The sequence below is a fragment of the Amycolatopsis ponsaeliensis genome (assembly GCF_030182635.1).
Classification (GTDB): Bacteria; Actinomycetota; Actinomycetes; order Mycobacteriales; family Pseudonocardiaceae; genus Amycolatopsis; species Amycolatopsis ponsaeliensis.
In genome coordinates, this window is the sequence record NZ_JAPZLD010000024.1 from 38233 (window position 1) to 55501 (window position 17269).

A 17269-nucleotide genomic window follows, 5' to 3' on the forward strand; every position below is an offset into this window, starting at 1 on the left:
CCGGCGCCCGCGAAGCCCAGTCGAACCGGACTCGGGCCGGGAACGCAGCGAACCCCCGGTCCACTCGGGACCGGGGGTTCGCTGTCAGCTCAGAGCGCTAGTGCTCACGCACCGCCGGAGAGCTTCTCGCGGAGAGCCGCGAGCTGCTCGTCGGAGGCGAGGGTGCCGCCGCTGCTCTTCGTGTCGGCCGGGGCCGAACCCGAGGTGTAGCTTTCCGCGCCACTCTCGATGCCGGTCGCCGCGTCCGCCGCGGCTTCCGCGTCGGCCTCGACGGCCTTCACGACCTGCTTCATGTGGGCCTCGTAACGAGTGTGCGCCTCGGCGTACTGGCGCTCCCACTCCTCACGCTGCTTGTCGAAGCCGTCCTGCCACTCCTGGGTGTCCGGGTCGAAGCCCTCGGGGTAGATGTAGTTCCCCTCGGTGTCGTACTCGGCGGCCATGCCGTACTGGGCCGGGTCGAACTCGGTGTCCGGCGTGACACCCTCGTTCGCCTGCTTCAGCGACAGCGAGATGCGACGGCGCTCGAGGTCGATGTCGATGACCTTGACCATGACGTCGCCGTTGACCTGGACGACCTGCTCCGGGATCTCGACGTGGCGCTCGGCCAGCTCCGAGATGTGGACCAGACCCTCGATGCCCTCTTCGACGCGCACGAACGCACCGAACGGAACCAGCTTGGTGACCTTGCCCGGCACGATCTGGCCGATCGCGTGGGTGCGGGCGAACTGACGCCACGGGTCTTCCTGGGTCGCCTTCAGCGACAGCGAGACGCGCTCGCGGTCCATGTCGACGTCCAGAACCTCGACCGTGACCTCCTGGCCGACCTCGACGACCTCGGACGGGTGGTCGATGTGCTTCCAGGACAGCTCGGAAACGTGCACCAGGCCGTCGACGCCACCCAGGTCCACGAAGGCACCGAAGTTGACGATGGACGACACGACGCCCTTGCGGACCTGGCCCTTGGCGAGCGCGTTGAGGAACTCGCTGCGCACCTCGGACTGGGTCTGCTCGAGGTAAGCGCGGCGGGACAGGACCACGTTGTTGCGGTTCTTGTCCAGCTCGATGATCTTCGCCTCGAGCTCGCGGCCGACGTACGGCTGCAGGTCGCGGACGCGGCGCATCTCGACCAGCGACGCGGGGAGGAAGCCGCGCAGGCCGATGTCCAGGATGAGGCCGCCCTTGACGACCTCGATGACGGTGCCCTTGACGGGCTCGTCCTTCTCCTTGAGCTCCTCGATCGTGCCCCAGGCGCGCTCGTACTGCGCGCGCTTCTTGGACAGGATCAGACGGCCTTCCTTGTCCTCCTTCTGGAGAACGAGGGCTTCGACCTCATCGCCGACGGTGACAACCTCAGCCGGGTCGACATCGTGCTTGATGGACAGCTCACGCGAGGGGATGACGCCCTCGGTCTTGTAGCCGATGTCGAGCAGGACCTCGTCGCGGTCGACCTTGACGATGGTGCCTTCGACGATGTCACCATCGTTGAAGTACTTGATCGTCTTGTCGATAGCCGCGAGGAAATCTTCCTCCGACCCGATGTCGTTGATGGCGACCTGCGGGGCCGCGTTCGGGGCGGTCGGGGCGGTGGCGGTGTCGATGGTCATTAGGCGGGTTGCTCCGGTGGATGGGATCGAGGGTTGGCAGTTGTCGGCGCAATGGGTGTACAGGTGCATGCGACGACCCTGCGAGCAAACGTCCACCAGTGAACGACCGCGGCATGACCCGCATAACGGTGCGCGACCCCGAGCCCGACCAGAAGCTGAGCGGAAGGCAGCGCGAACCCACTGCGCTAACACTTATCCTACGCGGCGGCCGCTAGGCGGCACAATCAGGGTCCCCCTCGATCGCTAAGGTCCTCGCGGAAGCAAACCGCAGGCACCAGGACGCAGGGACCGGAGACCACCATCATGCCACCGGAGGAGCCGCCCGCGCCGGGGCGCCACGACGCGGCCGAGCACCGGCTGGGCACCGCGGCCGTCGCCTATCGCGAGGTCGGGGGCCCCGAAGCCGCCGCCGCGAACCTCGCGTGGTGGGACGCCGACGCCGACGACTACCAGGCCGAACACGGCGGGTTCCTCGGCGACGCCGACTTCGTCTGGTGCCCGGAAGGCGTGCGGGAGGCGGACGCGCGGCTGCTCGGCGACGTCCGCGGCAAGCGCGTGCTGGAGATCGGCTGCGGGCAGGCCGCGTGCTCGCGCTGGCTGGCGGCCCACGGTGCCCGCGCCGTGGCGACCGACCTGTCCGCCGGCATGCTGCGCCACGCCCGCGAAGGCAACGAGCGCACCGGCGCCGCCGTCCCGCTGGTGCAGGCGAACGCCGAGTACCTGCCGCTCGCGTCGGGGAGCTTCGACGCGGCCTGCTCGGCCTTCGGCGCGATCCCGTTCGTGGCCTCGGTGGACGCTGTCTTCGCCGAGGTGCACCGGGTGCTGCGGCCGGGCGCGCCGTGGGTGTTCTCGGTGACCCACCCGATGCGGTGGATCTTCCCGGACGACCCCGGCCCGCAGGGCCTCACCGTCACCCAGCCGTACTTCGACCGCACGCCGTACGTGGAGGTCGACGACGAGGGCACCGCGACCTACGTCGAGTACCACCACACCCTCGGCGACTACGTGCGCGCGCTGGCCGCGGCCGGGTTCACCCTCACCGACCTGGTCGAGCCCGAGTGGCCGGAGGGGCACACGCGGGTCTGGGGCCAGTGGAGCCCGCTGCGGGGCCGGCTCTTCCCGGGCACGGCGATCTTCCGCACGCGCCGCTCGTGAACCCCCTGGAAAAGGAGCAGAACGCCCGGTTCGCCGCGCTCGACCCGCTGCTGCCGCCGATCGCCGCCCCGCCGTCGGCGAGCGAGCCGCTGGTGGTGGCCACCGGCGGGCGGCGGGCGGGTGGCCTGCTGACGCACGTCGTGCACGCGCCGGGTGCGTGGCCCGCGCTGTGGGGCCCGCTGGAGATCTGGGACCTGACCGCGGTGCCGGGCGACAGCGGCGCCGCGGGCCTGACCGCGCTGCTGGGGGCCTGGCGCGAGCGGATGCGCGGGACGCGGCCCGATCCGGACTCGGGCTGCTCGCTGGCCTGGCCGAGCCGCGACGCCGAGGCGTCGGCGGTCCTGCTGGCCCACGGCTTCGCGCCGATGACGTGCCTGGCGGTGCGGCCGCCCGAGCCGCCCACCGGCGAGGGGCCGTCGCGGGTGACCGTCCGCCTCGCCGGCGAGGGCGACGTCGAGGCCCTCACCGACCTGCGCGTGGCGGAATGGCGGTACACGTCGCTGGTCGGCACGGCGGTGCCGCGCCCCGGCGCGCGGAAGCTCCTGCGCGCGGAGGTCGTCCGCGCGCTGCGCTTCAGCGGCCGGGTCTGGCTCGCCGAGGACGACGGCGTCCCGGTGGGCCTGGCCGCGTGCGCGGTGGCCTCGCCCGCGCCGGGCGACGGCATCCACGGCCGGCTGCGGCCGGGCCGCTGGGGGTACGTCGACACGCTGTCGGTCGCGCCCGGCGCGCGGGGCGGCGGCGTGGGCCGCGCGCTGATGGCGGTGGCCCATCGCGAGCTGCTCCGGCAGGAGGTGCGCGGTACGTTCCTCTTCTACCACCCGGCGAACCCGCTCTCGCCGGTGTTCTGGCACCGGCAGGGTTATCGTCCACTGTGGACGATGTGGATCCGGCGCCCCGCCTGGTCCTGACCGACGCACCACCAGGGGGATCCGATGGACATCGCCGAGCCGCTGCTCGCCGCCCACCGCGCGCGCTTCGCGGCGGTCGACGCGCTGCTGCCGCCCGCCGCGCCCCCGGCCGAGGGACGGCGGCTGGACGCCGCGACCGCGGACGGCACCCGGGTCGCCGGCGTGCTGCAGCGGCACCGCGCGGCGCCCGGCGACGTCACGAGGCTGTGGGCCGCCGCCGACGTCTGGCAGCTCTTTCCCTACTTCGGCGCCACCGGCACCGAGGGCGTGGATCTCCTGCTTCGCGCACTCAAGGGCACGCTGGAGGCGGAGGAGATCGGCGACGACTCGTCGTGCGTCGTCCTCTGGCCCAGCCGGGACGCCGAGGCGATCCGCGCCTTCCTCGACCACGGTCTCGTCCCGCTCTCCGCGGTCGGCGTGCGCACGGCTCCCCCGGCCGAGCCGGACCCGGCCGTCGCCGTCCGCCGCGCCGGGCCCGCCGACTTCGCCGCGGCGCTGGAGCTGGCCACCGCGACGTTCGACTACACCGGCCTCGTGGCCGCGGCCCGCCGGGAGAACACGGCCGAGCTGCTCGCCCCCGCGCTGCGGGACGCGCTGGCCGAGGACGAACCGGCGGTGTGGCTGGCCGAGGAAGACGGCGAGGCCCGCGCCCTCGCGCACTGCGCGTGGCTCGACGCGACGCCGGGGAGCGCGGCGGCCGAACTGCTGCCGCCGGGACGCTGGGGGTACGTGAACAACGTGGTGACGGCGCCTGGCGAGCGCGGCGGCGGCTTCGGCCGGGCGCTGATGGCCCACGTGCACCGGGAGCTGCACCGCGGCGGCGCCACCCGCACCTACCTCTACTACAACCCGACCAACCCGCTGGCCTCGGTGTTCTGGCACCGGCAGGGCTACCGTCCACTGTGGACCAGCTGGGAGATCCGCCCGGCGGCCGCGCTCCGCTGAGCGGGACGTCTCCCCCGTTCGGGTCCACCGGGCGGCGCCGCGGCTCCCGGGATGCGAAAGTCGGCGCGTCACCCACGGGTGTGACGTGCGTCCGGTGATCTTGCCGCGCCCCTCCGCGAGGACTAGCTTTTGCACTGACCGGTCAGTTCAAAAAGTTCCCGACGCTGGAGTAACCGTGCAGGTCCGAGCCGATCGGGTGTCCCTCGAAGGACACCACGGCACCTTGTTACCGCCCACCTCGCTGACCGTCGGCGAGGGCGACCTGGCGATCGTGCACGGCGAACCCGGCGTCGGCGTCACCGCGTTCGGCCTGGCGCTGGCCGGCCGGCTGAAGCCGACCACCGGCACGGTGCACGCCGAAGGAACCGACGCCGGGCTGCCCGAGCTCGTCGCGATCGTCGACGCCCCCGGCGTCAGCGAGCCCGACGAGGCCCTGCCCCTGCGTGTGGTCGTCGGCGAGGAGCTCGCGCTCGCCCATCGCCCCGCGGGCAAGGAGGACGTCGCCCGCTGGCTCGCCGGGCACGACGCCGCGCCGTTCGCGGGCACGCGGTTCGAGAACCTCGCCCCGGCCCTGCGCACGCGGCTGCTGACGGAGCTGGCCGCCGAGCGCGAGGGCGTGCGGCTGCTCGTCCTCGATACCCCCGACCGGCACACCAGCGACGTCGGCAGCTGGGCCGGGCTGGCGCGCGAGCAGGCCGAGCGCGGCCTGGCCGTCGTGGTACTGGCCGCGACGACGCCGCTGTCCGCGCTGCCCTTCACGCCCGCGCTCCTCGGCGCGGCCGAGCAGCCCGAGCCGCAGCACCACTCCCCCGAACCCGCCCCCACCGAAGAGCTCCCCGAGAGCACTGACGGAGTTTCCGAATGAACGCCTTCCGGATCGCCCGCAACGAACTGCGGCGGCTGTCCACCGGCACGATGCCGAAGCTCGCGCTGGTCGCGCTCGTGCTGGTGCCGCTGCTCTACGCGTCCTTCTACCTCTACGCGAACTACGACCCGTACGGCAGGCTCGACAAGCTGCCCGCCGCCGTCTTCACCAGCGACACCGGCTCGAAGGACTCCGGGGGTCAGCAGCGCAACGTCGGCCGCGAGGTGACCGACGAGCTGGTCAAGTCCGGCACCTTCCAGTGGCACGAGGTGTCCGAGCAGGAGGCCCGCGACGGCGTCCGCGACGACAGGTACTCCTTCGCGATCGGCATCCCCAGCGGGTTCTCCGCCGCCCTGCTGGGAGTCGGCACCTTCCAGCCGCAGCAGGCGACGATCACGCTGACCACCAACGACGCCAACAACTACCTGTCCGGCACCATCGCCAAGCAGGTGGCCGAGCAGGTGCGCAAGACGATCGCGGAGAAGGTCGGCAGCGAGGCCGCGGACCGGTTCCTGGTCGGGTTCTCGACGATCTACGCCAAGATCCAGGAGGCCTCCACCGGCGCGTCCCAGCTCGCGGACGGCGCCACCCAGCTGAAGTCCGGGCAGCAGCAGCTGGCCGACGGCGCCGCCAAGCTCGCGGACGGCTCGTCGACGCTGGCGACCGGCCTGGGCACGCTCAAGAGCAGCACCGCGGAACTGCCGTCGCAGACGCAGACGCTGGCCGACGGCGCTTCACAGGTGGCGGCCGGGGACCAGAAGGTCGCCGACGCGGCGTCACTCGCGGCGACGGCGTCGTCCGGCATCCAGGGCAAGCTCGACTCCTACCGCACCCAGCTGCAGACCGATCTCCGCAACGCCGGGGTGCCGGAGGACCAGATCACGGCGATCGTCGCGCGCGCGGACCAGCTCCGCGCCCCTGTCGACCAGGCCAACACCACGATCCAGCAGGCCAACGGCGACCTCGCGAAGCTGGCCGACGGCGCCCGGCAGGTCTCCGACGGCGCGGCCAAGCTCGCCGCCGCGTCGCCGCAGCTGACGAGCGGCATCGCGCAGGCGTCCGACGGCGCGAACCAGCTGAAGGACGGCGCGTCCCAGCTCAACGACGGCGAGAAGACCGCCGTCACCGGCACGAACCAGCTGGCGGACGGCGCGGTGAAGCTGCGTGACGGGCTTTCGGCCGGGCTCAAGGAGATCCCGAACCCGAACGACCCGACCCGCTCGGCCACGGCCAACACCATCGCCGACCCGGTGGCGGTGAACGCCAACGGCGAGGCGTCGGCGGGGACGTACGGCGCCGGTCTCGCGCCGTTCTTCATCTCGCTGGCCACCTGGATCGGCGCGTTCGTGCTGTTCCTGATCCTGCGGCCGCTCTCGACGCGGGCGCTGACCGCGGGCGCGGCGCCGTTCCGGGTCGCGGTCGGCGGCTGGCTGTCCTCGGCGCTGCTCGGCATGGCGCAGGTGATCGTGCTGTTCGGCGCGGTGACGTGGCTGGTCGGCATCCACATCGCGCACCCGCTGGGGGCGATCGGGTTCGCCGTGCTCGTGTCGCTGACGTTCACTTCGGTGGTGCACGCGCTCAACGCGTTCTTCGGCGCGGTCGGGAAGTTCCTCGGGCTGGTGCTGCTGGTGCTGCAACTGGTCAGCGCGGGCGGGACGTTCCCGTGGCAGACCATCCCGGACGCGCTGTACCCGCTGCACGTGGTGCTGCCGATGGGGTACGCGATCGACGGCTTCCGCCACCTGTTCTACAGTGGCGCCACCGTGCAGATCCTGGGAGACATCGGCGTGCTGCTGGCCTACCTGGCAGGCGGGATCCTGGTGTCCACGCTGGCCGCGCGCAAACGTCGCGTTTGGACGGTGTCGGCACTCAAGCCCGAGCTGAGCCTGTGAGCGGCGGGACGAAGCAGAAGCTCTTCGAGGCCACCCTGCGGCTCTCGAAGAGCCGGGGCCTGGTCGGGCTGACGGTCGACGACATCGCGGCCGAAGCCGGCGTCGCGAAGGGCACGGTCTACTACAACTTCGGCTCGAAGGACGGCCTGGTCGACGGGCTCCTGCGGTACGGGGTGGACACGCTGGCCGGCCGGCTGCGCGCCGCCGTGACCGACGCGGACCCCCTCGAAGTGATCGAGGCGCAGGTCGACACGACGCTGGAGTTCATCGCGAGCTATCCGGGGTTTTCGCAGATCCTGGTGAGCGAGCTGTGGCGGACACCGGGCCAGTGGCACGGCACGCTTTCGTTGCTGCGCGAGGAGATCATCTCCATCGTGAAGCAGCAGTTGTCCCGCTTGGACGACGCCGGCCGGCTGCCGGAGGGGGTCCAGATCCCGACGGCGGCGGCCGGCCTGTTCGGCACGATGCTGGTGGTGGCGCTGGACTGGCAGGTGTTCGGACCGCAGCGGACGCGGGCCGAGGTGCGGGAAGCGGTGATGGTGCTGATCCGGGGGCTCGGCCGCCGGTAGCGGGGCGCCACGGTGCACTCGCGGCCCGCGGGGGCGCCCCCGTTTTCCACGCTACCGGCTGACACCGACAGTTCCGGTTCCACGGTGTCTTGAATGACTCATTCAGGTCTTCGGAGGTCCTGAATGAGTCATTCAAGACGTCGGGTTCAGGCGCGGTCTTCGATGCGGGCGCGGACCGCGGCCGCGTACGTGTCGACCGCCGTGGCCGCCGCCGTCAGCTCGCAGGGGCCGTCGATCAGCAGCCTCTTCGCCGGGACGTACGCCTGCTCCAGCTCCGGGTCGCCCGCCAAGCCTTGCTCGCGCGCCAGCTCGTTGTCGGCCGTCAAGCGCGCCCGCAGTTCCTCGCGGCGGGCGACCAGGCCGTCGAGCACCGCGCGCTGGCGGCGGCCGTCCTCGACCGCCGGGGCGACCGCGTGCTCGTGGCCGCCAATGTGCTTCTCGACCCACGCCGCGTCGCCGTCGACCTCGGCCGAGCGCAGCTGCTTCAGCGCGCCGCGCAACCGCTGGGCGCGGGCCGGCAGCATCGCGACGCCGGTGAACCGGGTCGCGACGCGCAGCTGGTACGCCTCGATCTCGGCGAGCTCCTCGACGGACTGGGTCAGCACGTCGAGGCGGCCCGCGAGGTCCTCGGGCGCCGGGCGGGCGCCGAGGGTGCTCGCCCGCACCGCCGCGACCCCGGGCGAAGACTCCTCCCGGAACCCGAGCAGCAGGCGGATGCCGAGCTCGGCCGCGCGGCCGGCGAGCGGAGCCAGCACCTCGCCGACGAGCCGGTCGGGTTCGGCGGAGTCGTCGATCGCGTCGACGACGAGCGTGCGCCCCGCGACCCCGGTGGTGAGCCGGTCTTCGATGCGGTGGCGGATGGCGTCGGCCGTGCGGCCGGTGGCGTCGACAGCGAGGTCGACGCTCCCCGCCGGCGGCATCTCGCCGAGCGCGGGCGGCAGGCCGGGCACACCCAGGGAGCGTTCGCGGTCGGCGAGGACGATCCCGAACCGCAGCGCCGCGGCCACCGGCGAGCCGGCCTCGCCGGTGTCGACGACCCAGACGGTGCCGGGCTCGGCCTTGGCGAACCAGTCGGCGACGCTCTGCACGAAGGAGACGTCGACCGCTTCGCCGACGGGCCGCGAAAAGCTGGCGTCGACGGCCGGGCTGCCCGAGGTCCAGATGCTCAGCTGCGGCAGGTGCCCGAGCATCGTCTCGACCGGGATCATCCAGGTGCCGGTGTCCTTGCCGACGACCACGCCGACGAGGTGGCCGGTCGCCTCGTCGAGCACCGCCGTACCCCCGAAGCCGGGGCCGAGCGGTTCGGCTTCGGCGGTGCGGAACAGGCGGATCCACTCGCCGCCGGCGCTGCCGGGCTGCTCGGGGCCGCCGAGCCGGGCGTGGGTCCAGCGGCCGACCGAACCCGGCGGGAAGCCGAAGGCGCGCACGAGCTGGTGTTCGCCGAGCGGCATGCGGTGCAGGGGCGCGCGGAAGACGCGGGATTCGGGACGTTCGAGCCGCAGCACGGCGAGGTCGCCGCGGCCGCCCCCGTCGGAGGGCACCCAGCAGCCTTCGACGACGGTGGCCGTGCCGGGCATCGCCTCGGCCAGGCCGACGAAGTCGACGCTCAGCGCGGAGCGTGGCCCTCCGGCGGTCTCGACGACGTGCGCGCTCGTGAGAACGTGGTACTCGTCGAGCACCGTGCCCGCACCGCACACCCGGCCGAGTTCGTCGTGCAGCCGGACCCGCCAGCGTCGTCGCTCACGCTCGAACCCCATTCGGCGGACCCTACGCCGTGATCGCCGCGGCTCGGGCGCCGACCTCCCTACCCAGCGGTAATGGCTCACCCGAACGGATGCTGCCATTCGTCGCAATGCCAAGGGTTTTCGTACCCGAGTGCGTGTCTCGACCCGTTCGGAGACCGCTCAGCGGGACCGTGGTGCCGTCCGGCGGTCTGCCCGAAAGATCACCGAACACTGCACCGCCGCGCGCGGGAAGTCAGACGCGGCCGAACACCCAGCTGCCCGGGGCCGCCGGGTCGTCACCCGCCCAGAACTCGAACCAGTGCCCGGTGAACTCCTCGCGGGACAGCCGGCCGTCACCGTCGAGGTCGAGGTGGGCGAAGACTTCGTCCGTCGGCGTGTCGACACCGTTCCACGCCTCGATCAGGCGCCGGTACTCGGCGGCGGAGATGGCGCCGTCCCCGTTTTCGTCGACGGCTTCGAACATCGCGTCGGCGGTTCCCGTGACGGCGCCCGGCATCTTCGGCAGCTCGTCGACGACGCCGAGGACCTCGTCGAGGGTGACCTTGCCGTCACGGTCGCGGTCGGACGCGTCGCGCAGCGTCGCCCACCAGCCCATCATGATCGCCGCGAGCTTCTCCCCCTCGGGCGTGCCGGTGTCGGTACCGCGGAGGTCGAGCCACCTCGCCGTGAGCGCCCGGAAGTCGGACTCGGTGAGGTAGCCGTCGTCGTCGGCGTCCATCGCGCCGAACACGCCGGAGATCTTGCGTCGCTGGAAGTCACTGGCCATGGACGACAGCGTGGTCCCGATGAGCGGCACCCCACGACGTCCGCCCGAGTACACCCGCGCCACGACCCGGTGATCCGGATCGCGACGCAGAGTGAACCCTCAGTGCGCGGCTTCGTTCCAGGACCGGCCGTAGCCGACCGAGACCTCCAGGGGCACCGCCAGCTCATAGGCCGACCCCATGCCGTGGCGCACGAGCGTCTCCAGCTTCTCGCGCTCGCCTTCGGCGACCTCGAGCACCAGTTCGTCGTGCACCTGCAGCAGGATCCGGCTCTTCAGCTTCGCCTCGACCAGCGAGCTGTGGACGTTGAGCATCGCGACCTTGATGATGTCGGCCGCGCTGCCCTGGATCGGGGCGTTCAGCGCCATCCGCTCGGCCATCTCGCGGCGCTGGCGGTTGTCGCTGTTGAGGTCCGGCAGGTAGCGGCGGCGGCCGAAGACCGTCTCGGTGTACCCGTTCTTCGCCGCGACGCCGACGACCGAGTGGAGGTAGTCGCGCACCCCGCCGAAGCGGTCGAAGTACGCCTCCATCTGGGACTTCGCGTCGTCGGTCGAGATCCGCAGCTGCTGCGAGAGCCCGTACGCCGACAGCCCGTACGCGAGGCCGTACGACATCGCCTTGACGCGGTAGCGCAGCTCCGGAGTGATCTCCTCCGGCGGCATCGAGAACGCCCGCGACGCGACGAACGTGTGCAGGTCCTCCCCGGAGTTGAACGCCTCGATGAGGCCCTCGTCCTTCGAGAGGTGCGCCATGATCCGCATCTCGATCTGGCTGTAGTCCGCGGTCATCAGCTCGGTGAAGCCCTCGCCGACCACGAACGCGTCGCGGATGCGGCGGCCTTCCTCGGTGCGGACCGGGATGTTCTGCAGGTTCGGCTCGGTCGAGGACAGCCGCCCGGTGGCCGCGATGGTCTGCAGCAGCGTCGTGTGGATGCGCCCGTCGTCGGCGACGGACTTGATCAGGCCCTCGACGGTCGTGCGCAGCTTCGTCGCGTCCCGGTGCTCCAGCATGTGCTGCAGGAACGGGTGCTCGGTCTTCTCGAACAGGCCCTGCAGCGCCTCGGCGTCGGTCGTGTAGCCGGTCTTGGTGCGCTTGGTCTTCGGCATGCCCAGCTCGTCGAACAGCACGACCTGCAGCTGCTTCGGCGAGCCGAGGTTGATCTGCTTGCCGATCACCGCGTACGCCTCGTCCGCCGCCTGCGTGACGCGCGAGAGGTAGTGCGCCTCGAGCGTGGTCAGCTGCTCCAGGTCGACGGCGACCCCGGCGATCTCCAGCTCGGTGATGACCTCCAGCAGGGGCAGCTCCAGTTCGGCGAGCAGCCGCGCGCCGCCGATCTGCTCGAGCTCCTTGTCGAGCGCGCCGGCCAGCTCGAAGATCGCGCGGGCCTTGACCAGCTCCTCCTGGATCTCCTTCTGCTCCAGGCCTTCCGCGCCGCCGTCGAGCAGGGACAGCTGGCCGTCGCCGCCGTCGGTCTCCGAGCGCAGCTCGCGGTGCAGGTACCGCAGCGCGAGGTCGTCGAGCTCGAACGTGCGCTGCCCGGGCCGCACGAGGTACGCGGCCAGCGCGGTGTCCATGGCCAGCCCGGCCAGCACCCAGCCGCGGGAGCGGATCGCGTGCAGCGGGACCTTGAGGTCGTGACCGGTCTTGCGGATCTTCGGGTCGGCGAGCCACGCGGCGAGCGCGGCGTCGTCGGCCTGGTCCATCGCCGTCACGTCGACGTACGCGCCTTCGCCGTCGGCCGACGCGAAGGCGACCGCGCGCAGGTCGGACCGGACCGACGCACCCACGGTGCGGAAGGCCAGCGCCACCGGCTCGCCCTCGCCCGCGTGCGCCGCGAGCCACGCCGGCAGCGCGCCGGGGGCCAGCGCGTCACCCGAGACCTCGAAGCCTTCGTCGGCCTCCGGCTCGGCGCTCTGCAGCGTCGCGAACAGCCTGTCGCGCAGGACGCGGAACTCCAGCTCGTCGAACAGCGCGTGCACCGCCTCGCGGTCCCACGGGCGCAGCTCCAGCCCCGACGGGCCGATCTCCAGCTCGACGTCGCGGACCAGCTCGGTGAGCTGCCGGTTCAGCTGGACCGAGCTGAGGTGCGCCCGGAGGGCCTCCCCGGCTTTGCCTTTTACTTCGTCCACCCGGTCGATCAGGTCGTCGAGCGAGCCGAACTGCTTGATCCACTTGGCCGCGGTCTTCTCGCCGACGCCGGGGATGTTCGGCAGGTTGTCCGAGGGGTCGCCGCGCAGCGCGGCGAAGTCCGGGTACTGCCGCGGGGTGAGCCCGTACTTCTCTTCGACGGCGTCCGGCGTGAACCGGGTCATCTCCGAGACGCCGCGCTTCGGGTACAGCACGGTGACCTGGTCGGTGACCAGCTGCAGCGCGTCGCGGTCGCCGGTACAGATGAGGACCTCGAAGTCTTCGGCCGTCGCCTGTGTCGTGAGCGTGGCGATGATGTCGTCGGCCTCGAAGTTCTCCTTCGTCAGCGACGGGATGCCGAGCACGTCGAGCACCTCGCGGACCAGGTCGACCTGGCCGCGGAACTCGTCCGGCGTCGCGCTGCGGTTCGCCTTGTACTCGGCGAACGTCTCCGAGCGGAAGGTCTTGCGCGAGAGGTCGAACGCCACCGCGAGGTGGGTCGGCGTCTCGTCGCGCAGGAGGTTGATGAGCATCGAGGTGAACCCGAAGACCGCGTTCGTGACCTGCCCGGTCTTGGTCTTGAAGTTCTCCGCGGGCAGCGCGAAAAAGGCGCGGTAGGCCATCGAATGGCCGTCGATCAGCAGCAGCTTCGGCCGCTCGGCGACAGTGGTCGTTCCTGTGGCGTTGGCAACGGTCGTCTTCTCACTCGGGCTCACGGAGCCGAGTCTAGGCTGAGGGTCCGACACTCTTACGTGTCGCATAGGAACAGGAGCTTTGCGTGACCGAAAGTGCCGCCCCCATCGACGTGGACCGGCTGTCGGGCATCGACCCGGCCGCGGCGGACCAGCAGCTGAACGACAAGGTCGGCATGAAGCTGCTGGAAGCGACCGCCGAACGCGTGGTCGGCACGATCCCGGTCGAGGGCAACCTCCAGCCGTACGGCCTGCTGCACGGCGGCGCGAACGCCGTGCTCGCCGAAGCGCTGGGCTCGACGGTCGCCGCGCTGAACGCGGGCCCGGACCGCGCGGCGATGGGGCTGGAGCTGTCCTGCACGCACCACCGGGCCGTCCGCGCGGGCACCGTCACCGGCGTCGCGACGCCGCTGCACGTCGGCCGCGGCACCATCACCGCGGAGATCGTGCTGACCGACGACGAAGGCCGGCGCACCTGCACCGCCCGGCTCACCTGCGTCGTCCGGGACCGCCCGCCGGGCGCCTGAGCCGTGGACCTCGACCTCGCCCAGGTGCGGGCGTTCGTCATGACCGCCGAGCAGCGGCACTTCGGGCGCGCGGCCCAGGCGCTGTTCCTCACCCAGCAGGCGTTGTCGAAGCGGATCCGGAAGCTCGAGGACACCCTCGCCACACCGTTGTTCCTGCGCACCAACCGTTCGGTCGAGCTCACCGCCGACGGCGAGCGCTTCCTCCCGCACGCGCGTGAGCTGGTCCGGGTGGCCGACGCGGCGGTGGCCGCCATGGGCGCGGAGGACCGGCCGCTGCGCCTCGACGTCGTCGACTTCCGGTTGTCCCCCATGTTCCTGCTGCGCCGGCTCGCCGAGCGGGAGCCGGCGCTGCGGATCGACCGGGTCGCCGGCGCCGGGTTCGCCAACGCCGTCGAGCCGCTGCTGACCGGCCGGCTCGACGCCGCCATCGGCCGCGTCACCGGCTTCGGCGGGCCGCTGCCCGACGAGCTGGAGCACCGCCCGATCCGGCTCGAACCCCTGGTCGCGCTGCTCGCCCCGGAGCACCCCCTGGCCCAGCAGGACGTGCTCCGGTTCGACGAGCTGCGCGCCGAGGGGATCTGGCTGCCGGGGTCCGGCGGGGCCGCCGAATGGCTGTCCTACCTGCGCGCGATGTGCGACCGGTTCGCCGTGCCGATCGACGACTCCGGCGTCAGCTACGACCTGCGGCACACGCTCGAGCAGACGCGCTACGGCAAGCGGCGCGTCACCCTCGCCGGGGCCGACATGGAGCTCGCGCCCGACCTCGACCTGAAGGTGCTGCCGTTCGAGCCGTCCCCGCTGTTCCCGTGGTCGCTGGTCTGGCGGCGCGGGAAGACGCACCCGGCACTGCGGCGGCTCCTGGCGCTGGCCGGGCGCACCAGCCGCGAAGAGGACTGGTGCGCCTACGACCCGGAGCACGCCTGGCTGCCGGACGACGACCTCACGCTCGCAACCGCCGCGCGAACCACTCGCTGAACGCCGCGTCGACGCGGGCCGCTTCCGGCGTCCCCGGCGCGAACTCGTGCGCCATCCCGCCGACCGTCACCAGCTCGGTCCCCAGCTTCTCGCGCAGCGCCCGGGCCGGCTCGCGGACGGCGGCGTCGTCGGCTTCGCCCGCCACGATCAGCAGCGGCGCGCTCAGCTCCCCGGCCCGGCGCACGAAGTCGTAGCGGTCGGCGACGGCCCGGGAACGCGGACTCCACGGGTACGTGACGTCGAAGAGCCGCTCGTTGCGGCCGATCACCGGCGCCAGCCGGGCGACGGGACTGACCACCGCGGCGGCCTCGACCGCGACCTGCCCACGGGCGAGCACCTCCAGCGCGACCAGCGAGCCCGCCGAGCCCCCGAAGACGCCGAGCGGGCCGTCCGCGCCCGGGAGCCGGCTCCGCAGCTCCGCCAGCGCCGCGGGGAACTCCGCCGCCGCCTGCTCGGTCACCGGCTCGAAGACGTTGAGCACCGCGTCCTCGCTCGCCCGCCGGAACAGCTCCGCCGGGCCGCCGCCGGGCAGCCTGGCCCCGGTCAGCGGCAGGCCGAGGTAGACCCGCCAGGCCTGCAGGCCGGTCATCGGCACCGCTTCGGCGAAGGCCTGCTCGCTCGCGGGCACCTCCATCAGGTGCCAGCCCGCCACCAGCGCGGCCGGGGCCTCCCGGTCCGCTGGCGGCAGTGCCACGAACGGCACCCCGGCCGCGACCCCTTCGACGGTTTCCTGCTCGGCGATCCGCATCCCGCTTCTCCCTGTCTCTCGGTTGCCTCCAGCCAACCGCCGGGGAGCGGGACGGGTCCAACAGCCGTTCCGGCGCCCACGACAACCGGTGGTTGTGACAGCGGTGCCCGGGGAGGCGGCCGTTCGGGCAGACCTCGTGTCCCGGTGAGCGGGGGGTGGTCCGTTCGGCCGCCCGAACCGGACGTAAGGTGCATCCCTACGGCGGTGCCCGCCCCGCGGAGCCCCCGCCAGGGTGAACAGCGGATCGCCCGGAAACCGGCCACGCACCGCGCGCCGAAATGGGCCATGACATACCGCGGAAACACAGCTGTCACCCATTCGCCAAACGAGCGCCGATACTTAGCATCGCTGCGTGACCAGCGGCGGACTGTAACGAAACGTCGTTCGCCTTTTCGTGCAATTCGTGTCGGTTGCGATCGTCACGATGTGGACACAGAGTAGTGAGGCCGCCTGTGCACATGACGGGCGAGAGGGATATCTTCCTGCCCTAACCTAGCCCCTGTGTCGGGGGCAACGCCTACCGGCGGCTGGTTGGTCATGGGAGGTAGTCGGTGTCAGGAGTGCGTTTTGGACGGGTCCTCGCCCTCGCGGCGGCGACGTCGCTTGCGCTGGCGGGCTGTGCCGGCGGCAGCAGCTCGTCGGGCAGCGGTGACAGCAGCACGCTGAAGATCGGGTTCATGGGCGACCTGACCGGTGAGAACTCCGGGATCGTGATCCCGCCCAACAACGGCGCGAAGCTCGCGATCGACGAGTACAACGCCACGAACCCGAGCGTGAAGCTCGAGCTCAAGAACTACGACAGCCAGGGCAAGCCGGAACAGGCCACCTCGCTGGTGCAGACCGCGATCGGCACGGACAAGATCACCGCGCTGATCGGCCCGGCCTTCTCGGGTGAGTCGAAGGCCGTCGGCGGTGTCCTGGAGCAGGGCAAGATCCCGAGCGTGTCGCCGTCGGCGACCAACCCGGGCCTGGCCGGGAACGGCTGGAAGTACTGGCACCGCGTCGTCGCGAACGACAACGACCAGGGCCCCGGTATCGCGAACTTCCTCATCACGGCGAAGTCGCCGAAGAACGCCTACGTCCTCTCGGACGACCAGGAGTACAGCGTCGGCCTGGCCGACGCGTTCGAGAAGACCTTCAAGGACAAGGGCATCACGACCGAGCGCGACAAGTTCGCCAAGGACGCGTCGGACTACTCGTCGACCGTGCAGAAGGTCAAGGCGGCCAACCCGGACGTCATCACCTACGGCGGTTACTACGCCCAGGCCGGCCGTCTGCTCAAGCAGCTCCGTGACGGCGGCGTGAAGGCCACCTTCGCCACCGGTGACGGTTCGCTCGACCCGCAGCTGGTCTCGGGTGCGGGTGCCGCGGCCGCCGAAGGCGCCGTCGTCGGCTGCCCGTGCAACATCCCGGACGCGGGTGCCACCAACGAGTTCGCCACGAAGTACAAGGCGAAGTTCAACGTCGCCCCGGCGATCTACGCGACCGAGGGCTACGACGCCGCGACCGCCATCATCAACGCGGTCAAGGCGGGCAACACCACGGGCGAGAAGATCAACGACTTCCTCAAGACCGAGGACTTCAAGGGCGCGTCGAAGCAGATCAAGTTCAAGGACAACGGCGAGCCGCAGACCAACGCGATCTACGTCTACCAGGTCGTCGCCGGGGTCATCAAGAACCTCGGCGCTTCGACCGAAGCCAAGATCGCCGGCTGACGGAGCGGTAGAAACACCTAACGGGAGCGGGGGTGCTG

The 17269-nt window shown here is 71.7% G+C and carries 14 protein-coding genes; 9 read left to right on the plus strand and 5 right to left on the minus strand.

What is annotated here, in order from left to right:
• Nucleotides 1-104: 104 nt before the first annotated feature.
• Complete coding sequence (gene rpsA, locus QQ657_RS31460) at nucleotides 105-1604, minus strand: 30S ribosomal protein S1 (RefSeq protein ID WP_284745898.1); 1500 nt, start codon at nucleotides 1602-1604, stop codon at nucleotides 105-107.
• A 303-nt stretch (nucleotides 1605-1907) separates the two neighbouring features.
• Between rpsA and QQ657_RS31465 the strand changes: the two genes are divergently transcribed.
• From QQ657_RS31465 to QQ657_RS31490, 6 genes are all read left to right on the plus strand, one after another.
• Entirely contained in the window at nucleotides 1908-2759 is an 852-nt protein-coding gene (locus QQ657_RS31465) for a class I SAM-dependent methyltransferase (protein ID WP_284745899.1), read from the plus strand.
• On the plus strand, nucleotides 2756-3667 hold the full coding sequence (locus QQ657_RS31470) for a GNAT family N-acetyltransferase (RefSeq protein WP_284745900.1): 912 nt from the start codon (nucleotides 2756-2758) through the stop codon (nucleotides 3665-3667). The genes QQ657_RS31465 and QQ657_RS31470 overlap by 4 nt, the downstream gene beginning before the upstream one ends.
• A 24-nt stretch (nucleotides 3668-3691) precedes the next feature.
• Nucleotides 3692-4612, plus strand: coding sequence for a GNAT family N-acetyltransferase (locus QQ657_RS31475; protein ID WP_284745901.1), 921 nt, complete (start codon nucleotides 3692-3694; stop codon nucleotides 4610-4612).
• A 175-nt stretch (nucleotides 4613-4787) separates the two neighbouring features.
• On the plus strand, nucleotides 4788-5477 hold the full coding sequence (locus tag QQ657_RS31480) for an ATP-binding cassette domain-containing protein (protein WP_284745902.1): 690 nt from the start codon (nucleotides 4788-4790) through the stop codon (nucleotides 5475-5477).
• Nucleotides 5474-7369, plus strand: a complete 1896-nt coding sequence (locus tag QQ657_RS31485; RefSeq protein ID WP_284745903.1) for a YhgE/Pip family protein — start codon at nucleotides 5474-5476, stop codon at nucleotides 7367-7369. Before QQ657_RS31480 ends, QQ657_RS31485 begins: the two co-directional genes overlap by 4 nt.
• Complete coding sequence (locus tag QQ657_RS31490; protein WP_284745904.1) at nucleotides 7366-7938, plus strand: TetR/AcrR family transcriptional regulator; 573 nt, start codon at nucleotides 7366-7368, stop codon at nucleotides 7936-7938. Before QQ657_RS31485 ends, QQ657_RS31490 begins: the two co-directional genes overlap by 4 nt.
• Before the next feature lie 146 nt (nucleotides 7939-8084).
• Here QQ657_RS31490 and QQ657_RS31495 read toward each other — a convergent pair whose 3' ends face one another.
• From QQ657_RS31495 to polA, 3 genes are all read right to left on the minus strand, one after another.
• Complete coding sequence (locus tag QQ657_RS31495; protein WP_284745905.1) at nucleotides 8085-9695, minus strand: S1 family peptidase; 1611 nt, start codon at nucleotides 9693-9695, stop codon at nucleotides 8085-8087.
• A gap of 220 nt (nucleotides 9696-9915) precedes the next feature.
• Nucleotides 9916-10449, minus strand: coding sequence for an EF-hand domain-containing protein (locus QQ657_RS31500; RefSeq protein ID WP_284745906.1), 534 nt, complete (start codon nucleotides 10447-10449; stop codon nucleotides 9916-9918).
• A 99-nt stretch (nucleotides 10450-10548) separates the two neighbouring features.
• Nucleotides 10549-13290: a DNA polymerase I gene (gene polA, locus QQ657_RS31505; protein ID WP_284745907.1), complete on the minus strand. Its 2742-nt coding sequence runs from the start codon at nucleotides 13288-13290 to the stop codon at nucleotides 10549-10551.
• A 62-nt stretch (nucleotides 13291-13352) separates the two neighbouring features.
• On the opposite strand from polA, the gene QQ657_RS31510 reads away from it, so the two are divergent.
• Complete coding sequence (locus QQ657_RS31510) at nucleotides 13353-13793, plus strand: PaaI family thioesterase (protein ID WP_284745908.1); 441 nt, start codon at nucleotides 13353-13355, stop codon at nucleotides 13791-13793.
• A 3-nt stretch (nucleotides 13794-13796) separates the two neighbouring features.
• A complete protein-coding gene (locus QQ657_RS31515; protein WP_284745909.1) occupies nucleotides 13797-14768 on the plus strand; it encodes a LysR family transcriptional regulator in 972 nt (323 codons plus the stop codon).
• Here QQ657_RS31515 and QQ657_RS31520 read toward each other — a convergent pair.
• Nucleotides 14734-15516, minus strand: a complete 783-nt coding sequence (locus QQ657_RS31520) for an alpha/beta hydrolase family protein (protein ID WP_284745910.1) — start codon at nucleotides 15514-15516, stop codon at nucleotides 14734-14736. The genes QQ657_RS31515 and QQ657_RS31520 overlap by 35 nt on opposite strands.
• Before the next feature lie 560 nt (nucleotides 15517-16076).
• On the opposite strand from QQ657_RS31520, the gene QQ657_RS31525 reads away from it, so the two are divergent.
• On the plus strand, nucleotides 16077-17231 hold the full coding sequence (locus QQ657_RS31525) for a branched-chain amino acid ABC transporter substrate-binding protein (RefSeq protein WP_284745911.1): 1155 nt from the start codon (nucleotides 16077-16079) through the stop codon (nucleotides 17229-17231).
• The last annotated feature ends 38 nt before the right edge of the window (nucleotides 17232-17269 follow it).

Excerpts from the sequence above, each read along its gene's own strand:
- rpsA (WP_284745898.1), bottom strand. The coding sequence starts at position 1,604 with ATGACCATCGACACCGCCACCGCCCCGACCGCCCCGAACGCGGCCCCG.
- QQ657_RS31465 (WP_284745899.1), top strand. The coding sequence starts at position 1,908 with ATGCCACCGGAGGAGCCGCCCGCGCCGGGGCGCCACGACGCGGCCGAG.
- QQ657_RS31475 (WP_284745901.1), top strand. The coding sequence starts at position 3,692 with ATGGACATCGCCGAGCCGCTGCTCGCCGCCCACCGCGCGCGCTTCGCG.
- QQ657_RS31485 (WP_284745903.1), top strand. The coding sequence starts at position 5,474 with ATGAACGCCTTCCGGATCGCCCGCAACGAACTGCGGCGGCTGTCCACC.
- QQ657_RS31495 (WP_284745905.1), bottom strand. The coding sequence starts at position 9,695 with ATGGGGTTCGAGCGTGAGCGACGACGCTGGCGGGTCCGGCTGCACGAC.
- QQ657_RS31500 (WP_284745906.1), bottom strand. The coding sequence starts at position 10,449 with ATGGCCAGTGACTTCCAGCGACGCAAGATCTCCGGCGTGTTCGGCGCG.
- QQ657_RS31520 (WP_284745910.1), bottom strand. The coding sequence starts at position 15,516 with ATGCGGATCGCCGAGCAGGAAACCGTCGAAGGGGTCGCGGCCGGGGTG.